The organism is Lutispora thermophila DSM 19022 (assembly GCF_900142105.1).
In the GTDB taxonomy this organism is placed as follows: Bacteria; Bacillota; Clostridia; order Lutisporales; family Lutisporaceae; genus Lutispora; species Lutispora thermophila.
Genome location: NZ_FQZS01000003.1, coordinates 134665 through 151863 on the forward strand (window position 1 = coordinate 134665; position 17199 = coordinate 151863).

24 protein-coding genes are annotated in these 17199 nt (G+C 35.1%); 22 read left to right on the plus strand and 2 right to left on the minus strand.

All coding sequences use genetic code 11. The features are described from left to right. Positions 1-159 precede the first annotated feature (159 nt). The 21 genes from BUB48_RS00685 to BUB48_RS00780 all read left to right on the plus strand — a co-directional run bounded on the left by BUB48_RS00685 (position 160) and on the right by BUB48_RS00780 (position 11366). Positions 160-543 carry a hypothetical protein gene (locus BUB48_RS00685; RefSeq protein ID WP_073023471.1) on the plus strand — a complete coding sequence of 128 codons (384 nt, stop codon included), beginning with the start codon at positions 160-162 and terminating at the stop codon, positions 541-543. Further along, positions 540-758 carry a hypothetical protein gene (locus tag BUB48_RS00690; RefSeq protein WP_073023473.1) on the plus strand — a complete coding sequence of 73 codons (219 nt, stop codon included), beginning with the start codon at positions 540-542 and terminating at the stop codon, positions 756-758. The genes BUB48_RS00685 and BUB48_RS00690 overlap by 4 nt, the downstream gene beginning before the upstream one ends. Positions 759-777: 19 nt before the next feature. Next, on the plus strand, positions 778-1155 hold the full coding sequence (locus BUB48_RS00695; RefSeq protein WP_073023475.1) for a hypothetical protein: 378 nt from the start codon (positions 778-780) through the stop codon (positions 1153-1155). A gap of 103 nt (positions 1156-1258) precedes the next feature. After that, positions 1259-1510 (plus strand): Mor transcription activator family protein, encoded by a 252-nt coding sequence (locus BUB48_RS00700; protein ID WP_073023477.1) that lies wholly within the window; start codon positions 1259-1261, stop codon positions 1508-1510. Between the two features lie 121 nt (positions 1511-1631). Next, positions 1632-1802: a phosphatase gene (locus tag BUB48_RS17705; RefSeq protein ID WP_139249860.1), complete on the plus strand. Its 171-nt coding sequence runs from the start codon at positions 1632-1634 to the stop codon at positions 1800-1802. 80 nt (positions 1803-1882) lie between these two features. Beyond that, positions 1883-2245 (plus strand): helix-turn-helix transcriptional regulator, encoded by a 363-nt coding sequence (locus tag BUB48_RS00705; RefSeq protein WP_073023479.1) that lies wholly within the window; start codon positions 1883-1885, stop codon positions 2243-2245. Beyond that, complete coding sequence (locus BUB48_RS00710) at positions 2238-2561, plus strand: hypothetical protein (protein WP_073023481.1); 324 nt, start codon at positions 2238-2240, stop codon at positions 2559-2561. Before BUB48_RS00705 ends, BUB48_RS00710 begins: the two co-directional genes overlap by 8 nt. A gap of 30 nt (positions 2562-2591) precedes the next feature. Then, positions 2592-2795 (plus strand): hypothetical protein, encoded by a 204-nt coding sequence (locus tag BUB48_RS00715; RefSeq protein WP_073023483.1) that lies wholly within the window; start codon positions 2592-2594, stop codon positions 2793-2795. 24 nt (positions 2796-2819) lie between these two features. Beyond that, a complete protein-coding gene (locus tag BUB48_RS00720) occupies positions 2820-3566 on the plus strand; it encodes a hypothetical protein (RefSeq protein ID WP_073023485.1) in 747 nt (248 codons plus the stop codon). A 70-nt stretch (positions 3567-3636) separates the two neighbouring features. Then, positions 3637-4065, plus strand: a complete 429-nt coding sequence (locus BUB48_RS00725; protein WP_139249862.1) for a hypothetical protein — start codon at positions 3637-3639, stop codon at positions 4063-4065. 15 nt (positions 4066-4080) lie between these two features. Then, entirely contained in the window at positions 4081-4884 is an 804-nt protein-coding gene (locus BUB48_RS00730; protein ID WP_073023489.1) for a sigma-70 family RNA polymerase sigma factor, read from the plus strand. A 20-nt stretch (positions 4885-4904) separates the two neighbouring features. After that, positions 4905-5249 (plus strand): hypothetical protein, encoded by a 345-nt coding sequence (locus BUB48_RS00735; RefSeq protein WP_065820991.1) that lies wholly within the window; start codon positions 4905-4907, stop codon positions 5247-5249. Continuing rightward, positions 5249-7357 carry a tape measure protein gene (locus tag BUB48_RS00740; protein ID WP_073023490.1) on the plus strand — a complete coding sequence of 703 codons (2109 nt, stop codon included), beginning with the start codon at positions 5249-5251 and terminating at the stop codon, positions 7355-7357. The genes BUB48_RS00735 and BUB48_RS00740 overlap by 1 nt, the downstream gene beginning before the upstream one ends. Positions 7358-7466: 109 nt before the next feature. Next, positions 7467-7652, plus strand: coding sequence for a hypothetical protein (locus BUB48_RS00745; RefSeq protein ID WP_073023492.1), 186 nt, complete (start codon positions 7467-7469; stop codon positions 7650-7652). Next, positions 7640-7945 carry a hypothetical protein gene (locus BUB48_RS00750; protein WP_073023493.1) on the plus strand — a complete coding sequence of 102 codons (306 nt, stop codon included), beginning with the start codon at positions 7640-7642 and terminating at the stop codon, positions 7943-7945. The genes BUB48_RS00745 and BUB48_RS00750 overlap by 13 nt, the downstream gene beginning before the upstream one ends. 13 nt (positions 7946-7958) lie before the next feature. After that, positions 7959-8162: a hypothetical protein gene (locus BUB48_RS00755; protein ID WP_073023495.1), complete on the plus strand. Its 204-nt coding sequence runs from the start codon at positions 7959-7961 to the stop codon at positions 8160-8162. A 129-nt stretch (positions 8163-8291) separates the two neighbouring features. Then, positions 8292-8627, plus strand: coding sequence for a helix-turn-helix domain-containing protein (locus BUB48_RS00760; RefSeq protein WP_084524286.1), 336 nt, complete (start codon positions 8292-8294; stop codon positions 8625-8627). A 74-nt stretch (positions 8628-8701) separates the two neighbouring features. Continuing rightward, positions 8702-8989, plus strand: a complete 288-nt coding sequence (locus BUB48_RS00765) for a type II toxin-antitoxin system Phd/YefM family antitoxin (RefSeq protein WP_073023497.1) — start codon at positions 8702-8704, stop codon at positions 8987-8989. Continuing rightward, complete coding sequence (locus BUB48_RS00770) at positions 8979-9287, plus strand: type II toxin-antitoxin system RelE/ParE family toxin (RefSeq protein WP_073023499.1); 309 nt, start codon at positions 8979-8981, stop codon at positions 9285-9287. The genes BUB48_RS00765 and BUB48_RS00770 overlap by 11 nt, the downstream gene beginning before the upstream one ends. Before the next feature lie 673 nt (positions 9288-9960). Then, positions 9961-10542 carry a cyclase family protein gene (locus BUB48_RS00775; RefSeq protein ID WP_073023501.1) on the plus strand — a complete coding sequence of 194 codons (582 nt, stop codon included), beginning with the start codon at positions 9961-9963 and terminating at the stop codon, positions 10540-10542. Between the two features lie 332 nt (positions 10543-10874). Continuing rightward, positions 10875-11366, plus strand: a complete 492-nt coding sequence (locus BUB48_RS00780) for a MarR family transcriptional regulator (RefSeq protein ID WP_073023503.1) — start codon at positions 10875-10877, stop codon at positions 11364-11366. Positions 11367-11555: 189 nt separating this feature from the next. Here BUB48_RS00780 and BUB48_RS00785 read toward each other — a convergent pair whose 3' ends face one another. Further along, positions 11556-11789, minus strand: coding sequence for an IS3 family transposase (locus tag BUB48_RS00785; protein ID WP_073023505.1), 234 nt, complete (start codon positions 11787-11789; stop codon positions 11556-11558). A 499-nt stretch (positions 11790-12288) separates the two neighbouring features. Beyond that, on the minus strand, positions 12289-13194 hold the full coding sequence (locus tag BUB48_RS00790) for a LysR family transcriptional regulator (protein ID WP_073023507.1): 906 nt from the start codon (positions 13192-13194) through the stop codon (positions 12289-12291). 172 nt (positions 13195-13366) lie between these two features. On the opposite strand from BUB48_RS00790, the gene BUB48_RS00795 reads away from it, so the two are divergent. Beyond that, a complete protein-coding gene (locus BUB48_RS00795) occupies positions 13367-17137 on the plus strand; it encodes a phosphoribosylformylglycinamidine synthase (RefSeq protein WP_278308932.1) in 3771 nt (1256 codons plus the stop codon). Positions 17138-17199 lie beyond the last annotated feature (62 nt).

Genomic DNA, 17199 nt, shown 5'->3' on the forward strand with positions numbered 1-17199 from the left:
AAAAGTTACACTTTGTTACATTAAAATATAACTTCTTTATGTAAATAACATCATAGAAAAAAAAATAAATGAATAAAAAAAATATATATATATATTTACACTTAAATAGTGTAACTTTTGTAACAAGTGTAACACAAGGAAGGGAAGGGTGATTTTAAAATGAAAAAGCTTGATAAACTGATTCAAATGGCTGTAAATCCTAAAGTTGAAAGTATCATGGTTTATAACAAAGGTACTGAAAATGAATATTACATTGATTTAAGAACTACAAAGAATGAAAAAGGTATTGCAGTTGTTAAACCTATTGCAGACAATGAAAAATACTTTTGGTATGTATGTCCATATTGTCAAGAAATACATATTGAAAGTAAAAGATGTTTAAATATAAATAACAAAATACTATGGACAAATTGTAAATATAGGCATCGAATACTTCAATATATTTTAATTGATAGTAATTTTGAGCCAATCGCAAAAAAGGAACCGTTGGATTCAGAGTTGGAAAGAGAATATAACTTCATGCAAGAGTTTGAAAGGATGTGATTAAAATAGACCATGTATTAGAAGCAGTCAGTTCACATTATGAAGTTTATAGAGATTTATTCATTGAAGAACATAGGATGGGTAATTATAAAAAACTAACTGATAATCCTTATTATGATGAAATTAAAACGATAATTGATGCTATGAACATATTAAGAAAATATCTTGGTTGGGAAACTATCAATCTTAAAGAAGAAGTTAAATTTTACTTATAAGATGAAAGGGGAATGTAAAATGTTAAAAAAATTAAATTGGAAAGAAGCTTATGCAAACTGGTTTGAAGATGCTGAACTTCCAGAAATTAAGAAACTTAACTCTGAAGTGGACAAGCAATTGGAAGATTGGTTACCTGATGAAGTCTTTAATGAAATTTATATGAAAACTGCCGAATTAGAAGCACTTAACCAAGAAGCAGGTTTTGAAGCTGGATTCAGAGCAGGAATGGTTGCAGCTTTAAAAGCTATTACTAATGTATCTGATGATGATACCATTATAAAAATTACACCTGAAGAAGTCGCAGAACTTGTTATAAGCGTTAAAGAAATAGGTTCACCTGAAGCAGCTTTTATGGTTGCAAACTTCTTTATTGAAAAGACTGAAGCCACTGCATAATATCTAAGAATTACACAATGGCTTCACATGGTGAATTCTGAACCCCTATATACTAATTATATCATGTGAAGCCAATAATTTCAATTGGTGGTGGTGGTGATTGATGTCAAATATAGTAAAGCTTGAAAAGTTAATTTCAATAATTGGTGATGAAGCTTTTAATAAATTGATAAAGCAATGCCCAGGAATGAATGTTTATATACCAAAGAATTATGATAAAAGATTTTATGACAGGAAGCAGCGGAATAAACAATTAAGGGAAGATTACTTTGTAGATAAAATGGACATTTCTGATTTAATGGTTAAATATAATCTTTCAAAAGCAACAGTATATAAAATCATAGAAAAGAGATAAGACACTATATATAGTGTCTTATTTTTTGGGAACATACTAAATATAGTGTTTTTGCAAGAAAATAAACAATGTAAAGAGTATAATTAAATTAGGGGTTCTATGCTTGTTAGGGGGTGATTTTATGACAGATGAAGCAGCAAGAGTTAAAAGGGAATATTATCAAAAATACCAGCAAGAAAACAGGGAAAGGCTGAATAAATACCAGCGGGAATGGCGAGCAAAAAACCCTGATAAAGTTAGGGAATACAATCAGCGGTATTGGGAAAAGAAAGCACAGCTTGCTTGTGTTTGATAAATCAAATTAAGAGAAAGCAAGGTGATGGCAATTATTGAACGAAAATGAACGGTTTTTAGAAAAAAGGCGGTGATTAAATGGGAAAACTTAACAAGGAAAACATAGCATTAAATCTTTTAACTTCTCCAACTATTAAAGAAGCTGCTGAAAAGTCAGGGGTTTCAATAAGCACAGTTTACAGGTTAAGAAAGCAGCCATCTTTTCAGAAAATCTTAAACAGGGTTAAGAATGACATCTTCCATGAAGCTATGAATAAAGCACAGGGGTATTGTTTGGATTCATTGGAAACATTGAAGAACATTATGATTGATGAAGAAGCAACCGATTCTTCCAGAGTAAGTGCTGCAAGATGTATCCTTGAATTAGGTTTGACCATGTATGAAGATGAAAACATTATTCAAAGATTAAAAGAACTGGAAAGAAGGCTTGGACATGTTTAAGAGAAAAATTACATTGAGGAAAAAAATAAATAAAAGACTTGATGAAATAGATGTCTTGATTCCAAATAATAAGCCTTCTATCGCTTTTATTGGTAAGCTTCCTGATGGCAGATATGAAGTTGTAGAACATTATAACGGTAAAAATTCAAGGGGCATTGAAGTCACTCTTAAATATGTTGAAAAAGTCATTGATAGCATAGAAGAATACTTTTCACAACAACCTGATTGGAAAGTTTTCTATGGTGAAGCACCATTGGTAGAGGTTTTAAGGGATATGTTGCACAATGACCCTTGGAAAATTGCTAAAGAATTATAAATTAAAAAAATGAAAGGAAGGTATTAAATCATGAATTATGAAGAAATGTGGAATGACCTAAAAGAAGCTTTGTTGGAAAAGAAGACAGATGTAAGAGAAACCTACGGTAAAATGAACCTTCGTGAAATCAGTTTACTTTGGGTGTTACGACAGATGCAAAAGCTTGACCCTACTATTACGGATGAAATGCTTACTTATCCTGGGGATAATGCACCATTTCCTGACGGTATTTAATTCAAAGAAGAAAGGGTGAATATTATGGAATTAACATTTGAAGAAAGAGAACAGAAAGTATTAGAATCTATTGGCAAAATATTTGAAGTCTTTGATGGAATGACCCAAGATTATGTGAAATTGATAAGGGAACACCATAAAGTAGTAACAGCAGGGGTTGAATCTTCTTTACCAGGTCGTAAAACAGCAGTTGGCATGTATTCTGATGAATACATAAGTCAACATAGGGCACAAACAAAAGAAGCTGTTAAGCAATTGAAAAAGGTTTATATTGATAAAGCTAAAGAAGTCATAAACAGCATAAAAGAAAAATACGGTGTTAAGTTACCAGAACCCCCAGAAGTTCCATCTTCACCAGATGAGCAGATGCGTTATCAGTTGGAAAGGAATAACAACATTACTTTATGGAAAGCACAATTGGAAACTGCTACTGTTATGGAATTAAGAAGTCTATACCAGGAACATCAAAGCAATCCTGATTTCATGATACTTTTTAAGGCTGAATTGCGGAAGCGTGAAGATAGTGCTGATTTGCAAAAGTTAAAACTTGAAATTGAAAACCCACCAGGAGATAAGGTATTTGATAGACTAAAACAGATTGAAATTGGGTTAGATAACATCAATCAGATAGAACATTTCCCTGTAAACCTTAAAAATGGATTTAAAGGAATATCATTTAGAGATATTGATGATGATTTGGACAAGTATCCAATACCTGAAGGAACACCAGGAATTCCTTACAGACCTGTATTTGATATTAAAGAAGATTAAACTGATGGTTGGATAATATCTTGGAAGCTGCACCTTTGTTGAAATATATTCTTTTCCATTGGTGCAGCAGTTGCTTTATTCAGGGGGTGAAAGTTTTATAGAAATTAAAACAATTGAAAGACAACTTATAAAAGAATTAAAAAGAAATGGTTTATGGAATTATGGTAAAGAAGCTATTACACATACATTACATGATATTGAACGGTTTAAAAAATTTATAACTTTAATTCAAGATAATGCAATATCATCAGAAGAAAAATATTCAGCAGCTATTTATGTTAAAACTTTTAATAATTCCTTGAAATTATTATCAAACATGATTGACGAAAGAGATTTTAGTATTTTCTATAACTATTATGTACTTGATAAAAACAGAAATATTATTTCAGATGCATTGAATATTGATGTAACAACTATTAGCAGGACTAAATATAAAGCTTTAAGGGTATTGTCTATTATTCTATATCCTGACCTTAATATGTTGGATATGATTATTTGAAGGGGGGTGAAATACTTGACTAATGAAGAACTTGTTAAAGAATATCAAAATGGCAATCTTTCAATGTTAGAAGTACTCATTAAAAAAAATGAGAACTTAGTCAAGTATTTTGCCAACAAATATAGTGGGGTTGCTAAAAAGGCTTCACTGGAATTTAATGACTTGGTACAAGAAGGTTGGATTGCTTTTTTAGATGCAGTTGAAAAATATCAATATAATGATGATGAACCAGTTTTATTTTCAACTTATGCTGGTATGAGGATAAGATATAGAATACTGAATACTTTGAATAGTTCAATTTGCAGGAAAAAGAAAAGAGATGTAACTAGTGAAGAAATAAATATTTGTAGTATATCTGAAGTTATGCATGGTACTGATGATATGACAATTGAAGAAACCCTTTCAGATGAACAATCAGAAGAAGTATTTATGATGGTTGAAGATGAAATTGATAATAAAATATTAAGGCAAGACCTATTTCATGTGATTGAAACAGTTCTTGGAAAAGGTGCTGGACTTGTAAGGAATGTTTTGATTATGCACTATGGTTTGAAAGGAAAAGAAAGAACATTTGAACAAATTGGAAAGATATTTAAAGTTACATGGCAAAGCGTACAGCAAGCGGAATTTGCTGCAATTAAAAAAATTAGAAATAGTCAAGAAGGTAAAGAGTTAATGAAAAAATATCAGTGGCAAGTATTAAATTCATTTGAACATAACAGGGATAAAATAAACCAATTTGCTTCACCTGATGTTGTTTTGGAAAGGATGGAAACATTAGATGAATTGTTATATGGAGTACTTAAACAAATTTGTTGAAAGGAAGGTGAAAAAAAGCTATGAATAAAAATATTGAAGTCATTAATAAACATTTATGGGCTGTAAGGTTTAGTTTATTACCTTTCATAAAAGAAATTGAATACAGACCAGTTGAATCAATACCTATTGAAGAAGAACCAGGAAGAATTGCTGAAGGTGGAATTTTAATTTTGAATAAAGACCATCCTGGGTTCCATATTATGAAAAATCTATTCCCTAAACTGATGAAAAAGAAAGATAAGCAGCTTAAAAAAGAATTAAATAATACAAAGTTAATTAAAAATAAAACACATTGGCATAACTTATATGCTTCTATGCTTTTAGTGGAAGTTGAACGGAGAGAAAAAGAAAGGGCGGTGAAATAATGGCAACAATCAGAACTGCAATTCAAGTTCAAGATAGAATGACAGTTCCTTTAAGAAGTATAACTAATGCACTAAACATTACTATTTCAAGTTTTGAAGCAATGCAAAGGGCTTCCAGTAATGCAATAGATACAAGTAGCATCCAAGCTGCAAGAGAACAATTAAATAAGGCTGAAATTGCCTTTGATGAAATTGAACAAGAAATTAGACAAGCAAACCAGGCACAGCAACAGTTCAATAATGATATTAGGAATGGTCAAGCTGCTGCAAGTGGACTTCATAGTAAATTTATGAAGATTGCTGCAACTGTTGGTGCTGTTTTAGGTGTAAAGCAAATTATTGGCTTATCGGATGAAATAACCCAAACAACAGCAAGACTTAATATGATAAATGATGGACTTCAAACCACTGAACAACTTCAAAATATGATATTCCAATCTGCCCAAAGGTCAAGGGCTTCTTATGCTGATACTGCTGATATTGTTGCAAAGCTTGGATTGAGGGCTGGGGATGCTTTTGCTTCTAATGCTGAAACAATTGCATTTGCTGAAAACTTGAATAAAATGTTTGTAGTTGCTGGTGCTTCACAACAGGAAATGGCTTCTGCAAGCTTACAATTGACACAGGCTTTAGGTTCAGGTGTTCTTCGTGGGGAAGAACTTAATGCAGTGTTTGAAGCAGCACCTAATATTATTCAAACTATTGCTGATTACTTGGATGTTCCCATTGGTCAAATTCGTGATATGGCAGCGGAAGGTCAAATTACTGCTGATATTGTAAAAAATGCAGTATTAAGTGCAACAGAAGAAATTAATCAGCAATTTGAAAGTATGCCAATGACCTTTGCCCAAATTTGGACAATGATAAAGAATGAAGCTTTAATGGCTTTTCAACCAGTATTGCAAAGAATGAATGAAATCGGAAATAGTGAACGGTTTAATATTTTGATAAATAATCTTATCAATGGAATGGTCATTCTTGCAACAGTAGCAGCGGAACTATTTGACATCATAACTTCAATTGCTGGTGTAATTTCTGATAATTGGTCATGGCTTGAACCTATCGTTTGGGGAATTGTGGGTGCTTTCATAGCTTATAATGCAGTTGCCCTTATTACCAATGGAATTATTATGGCACAAGCATTTGCAGATAAAGTAAGTGCAGCATCTAAAGCACTTGCAACTGGTGCAACATTTACTTATACAGCAGCCCAGCATGGACTTAATGCAGCTTTATATGCTTGCCCATTGACTTGGTTTATACTTTTAATCATTGTTTTAATAACCTTGTTTTATGCAGCGGTTGCAGCAGTAAATCATTTTGCGGGAACATCAGTAAGTGCTACGGGCATAATTATGGGTGCTTTTGCGGTACTGGGTGCATTTATTTGGAATACTGTTGCGGGCGTAATCAATGCAATTATTCAATTCTTATGGACTTATTTTGTCGAACCCTGGATTGGCATTATCGAATGGGTTTTAAATGTTTTCAATGGCGGTTTTGATAGTTTTGGTGATGCGGTTAAAAACTTGTTAGGTAATATTATCAGCTGGTTTTTATCACTAGGCAAAGTTGTAACAAAAATCATAGATGCGATTTTTGGTACTAACTGGACCGCTGGACTTGAAGATTTACAAGGCAAAGTTTTGCAATGGGGTAAAAACGAACAAGCCACCACATTATCAAGGGAAGCCCCGTTTGAATTACAAAGAATTGCTTATAAAGATGCCTGGGAATATGGATATGCTGCTGGTGAAAAGTTTGAAGAAAGCATAAATCTGAAAAATATCTTGGGTGATGCTTCAAGAACATTGGATGCTTATGAACTTGGAAATCAACTTGATGGAATTTATAGTGGTGTTGATAGCACAGCACTTAATACAGCGGCCATGAAAGATTCAATGGATGCAACTGAAGAAGAATTGAAATATTTAAGGGATATAGCCGAACAAGAAGTAATTAATAGGTTCACCACTGCTGAAATCAGAATTGATGCACCAATAAATGCAAATATTGCTTCCAATATGGATTTAGATGGAGTGGTGAATTACCTTGAAGAAAAACTTTACGAAACAATGCAGGTTGCAGCAGAAGGAGTGCATGAGTAAGATATATTCTAACACCCTAAAAAGTCATTAATCACCCCCCACTTTACCAGGTGGGGGCTTTTTTTTTTATGTTATAATACTATAATAAGAGTGTTAGGGGTGAACCACCATGAAGATAAATAAAATAAATCAATCTTGCCAACCAATACCAAGCTTTATTGATAGCCCATATTTTGTGGAAGAACCTTTTAATTGGCATCTGAAGGAAGATGCACCTGAAGAATTAAAAAAGGAATTTGAAGAATACATGAAAAGTGATTATGAAGAAATCGGTGTGATACCATGTCCAAAATAATTGCAAAGGGGAAATACTTAGGGGTTGAAAGACAGGTTGAATGTTTCCTGAAAGATGGTTTATTGATTGTTGAAATTGATGGAGAATTTAACCAAGAAGCACAAAATGATTTTATTATAAAGCTGAAAAAATGCCCTGCATTAGGTGGAACATATTATCCACCTGAAAATAGTTTATTAGCAGCTTATAGTGTACTTGAAAATACATTCTTTGATGATTCACCAATAGAAATTAAAACTGAAGGTGATATTGGTAAAATTCCAACTTATGATGTTGATGATATAGTGTATTAAGGGATGGTGTATAATGTTCTATATTCCAAAAGACTGGTTAAAAGATAGAAATAATGAACAAGTTGTTCGTGATATATTGGAAAAGCATTTAGGAAATTCGGATTTAATAGCTGAAGGCTTTGAAAATGATGTTGAATTAGCTTTTAATGAATTAGAAGCTATTGGAGAAGCAATTATCATTGAGAAAATAAAAGATGGAACATTAAAAAATTGCTAAAACCTTCTAAAATCGTTTTTAAGGCATTTAATATAAAAGGATATTAATTATATTACCTTGATGATTTAAAACGAATGCAAGGCAATCCTGAAGGCAGGATAAGGGAAAATAGAAAGGAATCTGAAGCCAATGAAAATAGAAATTGATGAAAAGCAAATTGCTGAATCAATTATTAATGATTTGAAAAGGCATAACCTTTTAGGTAATACTCAAGATGTTACTATAATTTACAATGCTGAATCACAGGATATTCTTTATACTGTAAGTGAAGTTGCTGAACTGGTTAAATGTAATTCAGCTTACATTTACAGTTTAATTAAGGCAGGTTTACTACCAGCTATAAAACTTGGAAGCATGAAGGTAAGAAGAACTGCATTATTGAAATTCTTGGAAAAGTTTGAAGGCAAGGATTTAACTGACCCATTTATTATAAAGCCATTAGAACAACTTAATGAGGAAAAATAACATTTACAGCTTTATTGATGTTTTAGCATAATTATGATAAAATTATGCTAAACTAATAAAGGGGTGATAATTGTATGCCACATATTAGACCAGTATCGGATTTGAGAAATAATTTTGCTGATATATCAAGGATTGTTCACGAAACAGCAGAACCAGTATTTTTGACCAAGAATGGTTATGGTGATATGGTTGTTATGAGTATGGAAGCTTATGAACGCAAACTGTTTGAAAGTGAAATTTACTTTAAGCTGAAGGAAGCGGAACTGGAAGCAAAATCAACTGATAAACGTTTTTCCCATGAAGAAGTATTTAATGAATTAAGGGCAAGGCTTGCGGATAAGGTGGAATCTGATGAAGTATGAAATTAGATATCTGCCTTTGGCAAGTAAAGATTTATCTAATATTGTATCTTATATTGCAGATGAGTTAAAAGCACCAAAGGCAGCAATGGATTTAATTGACGCATTGGATACTTCCATATCAAGGCTTGCACAGTTTCCGTATTCATGCAGGGTATATCATCCTGAAAAATCCCTTGAAAATGAATATAGAGTATTACCTGTAAAAAACTATTTAGTGTTTTATGTGGTTAAAGAACAGGTTGTTGAGATTCACAGAGTTATATATGCTAAAATGGATTTAACCAAGCTTATAAAATGACATAATAGACACTATAAAAAATATAAGCAAAGAGAAAAAATAAGCGTACTAAAAACGTACTAAAATTTTTTGAAGCCATAATTTTTTTAATGAAAATAAAAATAATAATGGCATGAAATGCAGTAAAATCAAGGGTAGAAAATACAGAAAAAGACTTAAACATAGAGTGGGAGTAGACGTTAAAATGCCTCTGAACTCAGTGAATTAATGGGTTCAGAGGTTTTATTTTTGCTCGTGGTAGCACTTTGGATGCATTATTAAAAGTATCAGGATTTTTGATTTATTTGGTGAATTTTAGGAGCAAACAGTTCGTTTAGTTTGGCGGTCCGAAGGCTCATAGCCCATCAGTGGGCCAGCGTAATACTTCAATATATCCAAGAAAAAATCCAGTAAAGTAATTACCCTGTGGCTCTTTGGAGTTTTTGTAGCAGAACCAGACATACCACGCTTTTCTCTCTACATATTTGTAAACCGGCAACCAGCCACCTTCCTTCCCAAAAAGCCAGTAGCATATCATCGCGGCAAATCTAATAAAGCTTATCTTTTAGTTTCACATTATGAATATTGTTTCCATGGAAATAATTTTTTTAAAATCTATTGACTCTCAACTGATTTAGGTATAGACTATTATTGTTTCCAAGTAAACCAAATTGCATATAAAGGAGGATCTATTATGTATCTTGATTTAACTATTCCCATCGAAAAAGAAACCTTTAAGAAATTGCTTGAAAACGCTAATGATGACATTTTGGTCCAAAAGTTCGGTCATTTGGGAACACATTTTGATATTATGAACAAGGAGTTTCCTCTTGAATACTGCAATAGAAGGGGGAAACTGATGGATATTTCTCAAGTTGCAAAAGATGAGATTACTGTAGAAGATGTTCGCATGGAGAGAATTGAAGAAGGAGATTTTGTTATTCTCTATAGTGGAGTTTTAGAAAAATACGGGTATGCTTCAAAGGAATACTTCGATAAGGCACCCCAACTATCACATAAACTGATTCAATCCCTAATTGAAAAAAAGATTTCTATCCTTGGTATTGATATGGCAGGTGTACGAAAAGGCAAAGAACACTCTGTAGCAGACCAGCTTTTTGCCGATCATAATGCCTTTATTGTGGAGAATTTGTCTGGTCTTTCAAAATTGCTGCCATATAAAAATCAAAGTTTTGTTGTGCATACCTATCCACTGGCTCTCAAAGGCGCAAGTGGTCTTACTTCTCGAGTAATTGCTGAGGTACCTGAAATATAAATCAAAAGAAGTCTATTTTATTACGTCTATTTTGTAGATTAAGCGAGTAGTACTTTCAAAGTAACCTTCAAAGAAGCCAGCCATAAGGTTTCTGGTTGTCGCTGATAAGCAGGTAACGGAATGCATTAGGTTGACAGAAAAAGGCGCACTAGCTATAGAAATCATACTCGAGCCGGTATTTCCTGAATACCGCTTGGACACGCCGCCTACGAAGCTCCGATAAATGGTGGAATTGCAGGTTTGCCGTTTATATTGGTTGAGTTTTGCTGAAGTTAAATGGTTCCTGGAGAACTGTGGAATACTTAATTAAGTTGAAGAGAGGAAGGTTCTTTATGACTGATGTTACAATCAATGACTTGCAAAAGGCCGTGGATCGGATTCAAAAATCTTTAATTCAAATTCTAGTTCGTGAGTCCGATGATGATGCTGAAAAAAAATGGTTGATTGAGCATACATCCAATCCTGAAATAAAGCAGATTGCGCCACATTTATCAATACTAGGTCTTCATGTTTTGGAAGTTATCTTTGAAAAGGAAGGCATTAAAGGGATCGATATTGCTGGAGAATTAAAAGTTACTAAGGGTGCGGTATCTAAAGTCACACGAAAATTGCTTGATCATGGATTAATTAGGAAAGTTCGGCGTCCCACTAACTTGAAAGAGATTTATTATTACGTTACTTCTTTAGGCGCTGAACTGGCGGATTTACACCGACAAATGCATAAGGAAAAAGATAGAATTGTATTTGAACTGCTTCAAGACTATGATAAAAAATGCCAAGAGCAAATCATCGATTTTATGGAGAAGTTGGCTCAATTACGCTGAAGAACCAGCAGATTCGGAGCATGTAATAAAAGTAATAAATAGCGTAGAAATATTAAAATCTACTGTTTATATACAAAATAAATGCTTCCAATCTGTAAATGTATACCAGGAAAAGAATTCAATAATTATTATAGAATGGCTACTGCTAAATTAGTGGTAGCTTTTTATGTGACAAATTCTGTCTTAACCTCAGAATAGGTCTATTCTCGGCAATGGCATATTTTCAGGGTAGTCTGTTCCAAGCGCAGCAGCCAGAACTTCCATAAAGTGGCGGTTATCGAAGAGTTCCTGAAACCGTTCATAGTTATATAAGTATATGTACTTGTCAATTGCGCTTTGGAGAGAAGCCTCGTCAGTAGATTTATGCAAATTGAACATTTCAGCCTTTATAATGCCAAAAAGTCCGGAACGGACCGTTTTCAATGCAGTTACCGAAACGAGATATCCATTGCTCCATTTGCTGTTTAAGAAATAGGAAATGAATTTATGACTTTTAAACTTGTTGATTTAGAGCAAGTTTATATGATATAATGAAATGTTATTTACAGTGCTATAATTAGTCCATGAATATAAAATGGTGTACATATGAAAAATGTTAAATAATCCAATGAATAGTAATTGCAGGGGGTTAATATGAATGATGAAAACACAAGAAATCATTTTATAGAGGAATTGTGTGATGTATTAATGTATTATAATGATGTGATGCTTTGATATTCTATTTCACTGGAGGAATTAAAAAAGGTATATTTGCAAAAGCATAATATAAATATGAAACGTTGGTAGAATCCTTTTGTACAAGAGGCAAAGCATACTATAAGGATCCATCTATCCTTTTTATTTATTGGACGCTATACATTACAAAGCAAGATAGGATAAAGAGATAGTCAGTAAAGCAGCATATATGGTAATGGGAGTAACTTTAATTCTGCTCAAAGGCAGAAGCTATAACTAGATTTACAAGCTCCTGAGCTGCCCTGGGTAGAGGTATGTCTTTGTGTATTAGCAATCCCAGTTGTCTGGGCTTTATCTTTTCCTTTAAATCTATGGTAAATAGGCTGCCATCAGAAATAGCTGAAACGGCAGCATCCTTTACTACATAGGATATTCCTAGACCTATTTTTGCCATGTCTATCAATAAATCAATGCTGGACAGCTCTATTTCTGGTTTTACTTTCATACCCTGTTCTTGGAAAAGTTTATCAAAGGATGCTCTGGTATTGGTGTTCTTCTCCAATATAAGTAATGGGTATTGAGAAAGCTCTTCAAGGGTTACTTTCCTGCCTTTAAGAACATTAAATCTTTTTCCTGCTACAAAAATATCTTCGATTTCCTTTAATATACTTATATTAAAGCTCTTGTAATCATAGTTTTCATTTATATTCACCACAGCCAAATCCACTTCACCTTTTTCCAAAAGCTGTGTGCAGACAGGAGAGGTTCTGCTGATTATGTGAATCTTTATATTAGGATATTGAGTATGGTATCTTTCTATATAGGGCAGGAGAAAATGCCTGCAAATGGTATCGCTGGCTCCTATCCGTACCTCTCCTTCTTCCAGTTCCTTCATCTCATCAATGAGCCTTTCACCTTTAGAGAAAAGATTTACCGCTTGTTCTACATATGCGAATAGTTTCTCACCCTCAGTGGTAAGCCTTATGTTTTTAGTGTTTCTAATAAAAAGCTTTATTCCGAGTTTGGATTCTAAAGCTTTTATGGATTGGCTAACGGCAGATTGGGAAATATATAGCTTGTCGGCAGCCTCAGAAAAGCTGTTGAGTTTAGCCACATAATAGAATACCTTGTATAACTCAAAATTCACATCCATTGATTACTTCTCCTTATAAATATGATTAGAAATATTAATTGTTATAATAAATAATACTATGCTAAACTTGCATTGTAAAGAAGAATCGGTTGTTAATTTGAAATAAGTAATTAAATGAAAAGAAATGTTAAATTGCACATTTGTTATATTTTAGTAGATGGGAGTGTTTCCAGTGAGCAAGGTGAGAAGGATATTTGTTGAGAAGAAGCCGGAATTTGCAGTGGAGTCAAAAGCATTGATGGCGGATTTGAAAGAAAACCTTGGCATTAAGGGCCTTGAAGGTCTAAGGATCATCAAAAGATATGATGTGGAAGGCATAAGCCATGAGGTTTACGAAAAGGCCAAATTCACCATATTTTCCGAGCCTCCGGTGGATTATATATATGAGGAAGAATTGGAATTGGATAAGAAGGAGAAGGTTTTTGCAGTAGAATATTTACCAGGGCAGTATGACCAGAGGGCGGATTCAGCAGCTCAATGCCTTCAGATTTTAGGTATGGGCCACAAACCAGAGGTAAGAACTGCCAATGTGATTATACTTAAGGGAAATGTATCGGAAGAAGAACTGTCAAAGATTAAGTCCTATTACATCAATCCTGTGGAGATGAGAGAAGCAGAGCTTAAGAAATATGATACTTTGACAATGGAGATAGATACTCCAGATAGTGTAGCTGTTCTGGAAGGTTTTATAGATATGGGTGAAAGGGAACTTCAAGCTTTCAAAGAGGAATTGGGTTTGGCAATGAGCTTTGAAGATCTGGCCTTCTGCCAAAGCTATTTCAGGGATACGGAGAAAAGAAATCCTACAATAACGGAGATAAGGGTTATAGATACCTATTGGTCTGATCACTGCAGACATACCACATTCAATACCATAATAGAAAATGTTCATATAGAAGAAGGCAAGTACAAACAAATTCTTGAAAAAGCCTTTGATATGTATAGAAATGGCAGAAGTTTTGTTTACCGAGACAAGGAAAAACCTATGTGTCTCATGGATCTGGCACAGATGGCCATGAAAGAGATGAGAAAAAAAGGTGAGCTTGATGATTTGGAAATATCCGATGAAATAAATGCCTGTAGTATAGAAGTGGAAGCAGATGTGGATGGCAGAAAAGAAAAGTGGCTGGTCATGTTCAAGAACGAAACCCATAACCATCCTACTGAGATTGAACCCTTTGGCGGAGCGGCTACTTGTCTCGGTGGTGCCATAAGGGACCCATTGTCAGGAAGATCCTATGTATATGGAGCTATGAGGCTTACAGGAAGCGGAGACCCCAGGACGCCTGTATCCCAGACTCTGTCGGGCAAATTACCCCAGAGAAAGATAACGACTGGCGCAGCAAACGGATACAGTTCCTATGGGAATCAAATAGGATTGGCAACAGGACAGGTAGCGGAAGTCTATCATGAAGGCTTTGTGGCAAAGAGGATGGAGATAGGAGCTGTGGTAGGTGCCGCTCCAAAAGCCAATGTGGTAAGGAAAGCTCCAGTTCCAGGAGATATTGTCATTTTGATGGGTGGAAGAACAGGGAGAGACGGCTGTGGCGGTGCTACAGGATCATCCAAGGAACATGATGAGAAGTCTCTGGCTACCAGCGGTCCAGAAGTGCAGAAGGGAAATGCTCCCACTGAGAGAAAGATTCAAAGGCTTTTTAGGAATCCAGAAATCAGTAGGATGATAAAAAAATGCAACGACTTTGGTGCAGGAGGAGTATCTGTCGCCATAGGTGAGTTAGCAGAAGGGTTATATATAGATTTGGATGCAGTACCTAAAAAGTATGAAGGCTTGGATGGCACTGAGTTGGCTATATCCGAATCCCAGGAGAGGATGGCGGTGCTCATCGCTCCGGAGGATGAAGAGAAGTTTATCAAGGCAGCCCGTGAAGAAAACCTTGAAGCTGTCGCAGTAGCTAAAGTTACTGATGACAGAAGGCTGACAATGGTCTGGAAGGGAAACACAATAGTAGATATAAGCAGAGAGTTTCTAGATACTAGCGGCATAAGGCAAAGGACCAATATAAAGGTTGCTATGCCTGAAGATAAGGATAACTTTTATAAAAATTATGAGACCAAAGATGGAAAAGTTGATATAAAAAAAGTCTGGATGAAAAATCTGGAGGATTTGAATGTATGTAGTCAGAAAGGCCTTGTGGAGAAATTTGATGCCACAATTGGTTCCAACACGGTATTGATGCCCTTCGGAGGGATATATCAGGCAACTCCCAGTGAGGGACTTGTGATGAAGTTGCCTGTATTAGGCGGTGATACAACTACAGGTACGGTGATGACCTATGGATATAATCCTTATTTATCCAGTTGGAGCCCATTCCACGGAGCATTGTATGCTGTGGTCCATGCAGTATCAAAAGTTGCAGCATTGGGAGGAGATTACAGGAAAATCAGGCTCACTCTCCAGGAGTATTTCGAAAAACTGGGCAAGGACGAGAAGAAATGGGGCAAGCCTTTTGCTGCGCTGTTAGGAGCATATTTTGCTCAAAAGCAACTGGGCATATCCGCCATTGGAGGCAAGGACAGCATGTCAGGCACCTTCCTGGATCTCAATGTGCCTCCAACTTTAGTTGCCTTTGCTTTGGCTCCTATGGATGTTACAAAGGCAGTGTCCCAGGAATTTAAGGCTATTGGCAGTCAGGTTATACTTTTGCCTGTCATCAGAGATGAAAATCACCTGCCAGATTTTGAGGCTCTGAAGAAAACCTATGAAAGGCTTCGTCAACTGATTAATGCAGGATTTATTCTGTCTTCTTCCACAGTAAAGGAAGGAGGTTTGGCTGCTGCCATTACAAAAATGTGTTTTGGAAACAGAATAGGAGTGAGATTATTTGGAGACTTTGATCATGATGAGCTTTTCGCCCCGGATTTTGGCTCCATAATCATAGAAATGGAAAGAGATACGGATGTGGATGAGCTTTTGCAAGGTATAGCCTATAGGAAGCTGGGGTTAACTTGGAGTAGGCAGTCCATTTATATTAGGGAAATTGAAATAAGTCTGAAAGAGGCTTATGGTGTCTGGACTAAAACTCTGGAGACAATATTTCCTACAAAAGCAGAGAAAGCCAATAATATATTTGAAGTTGAATATAGAGGCAGAAACATTAACAAACCCAGCATTAAGCATACTTCTCCAAGGGTATTAATACCTGTATTTCCGGGAACAAATTGCGAGTATGATACAGCTAGAGCTTTTGAAGATGCAGGTGGAAAAGCAGATATAATGGTCATAAGGAATCTTACTCCTCAGGATATCGAAGAATCCATAAAAGAACTGGTAAGGAGAATAGACAATTCTCAGATATTGGCTTTACCCGGTGGCTTCAGTGGAGGAGATGAGCCGGATGGTTCAGGTAAGTTTATAGCCGCTGTATTTAGGAATGACTATGTAAAGGAAGCGGTAATGAATCTGTTATACAAGAGAGACGGATTGATCATAGGAATATGCAACGGTTTCCAGGCATTGATAAAGCTTGGTCTTTTACCCTATGGCCATATACGGGATATAGATGAGAACAGTCCTACTTTGACCTATAATAAAATTGGCCGCCATGTATCCCAACTTGTAAGGACAAAGGTAGTTTCCACCTTATCGCCTTGGTTTGCCTATTCAGAAGTAGGAGATATCCATACCATACCGGTATCCCACGGAGAAGGAAGATTTGTAGCCAGTGAAGATATGGTAAGGCATCTGGCAAACAAGGGACAAATAGCTACTCAATATGTAGATTTGGATGGAAATGCAGCAGCAAAGGTACCCTACAATCCAAATGGTTCCATATGTGCCATAGAAGCCATAACAAGTCCGGATGGGAGAATATTGGGCAAGATGGCACATTCGGAGAGGGTGGGAAGACATTTATATAAAAATGTGCCTGGTGAAAAGGAACAAAATATATTTAGAGCTGGAGTAGATTACTTTGCGAAATAACACGAATAATATATAGAAGCATATCATATAAGATTCGATATAAATCGTACTAAATATAATTT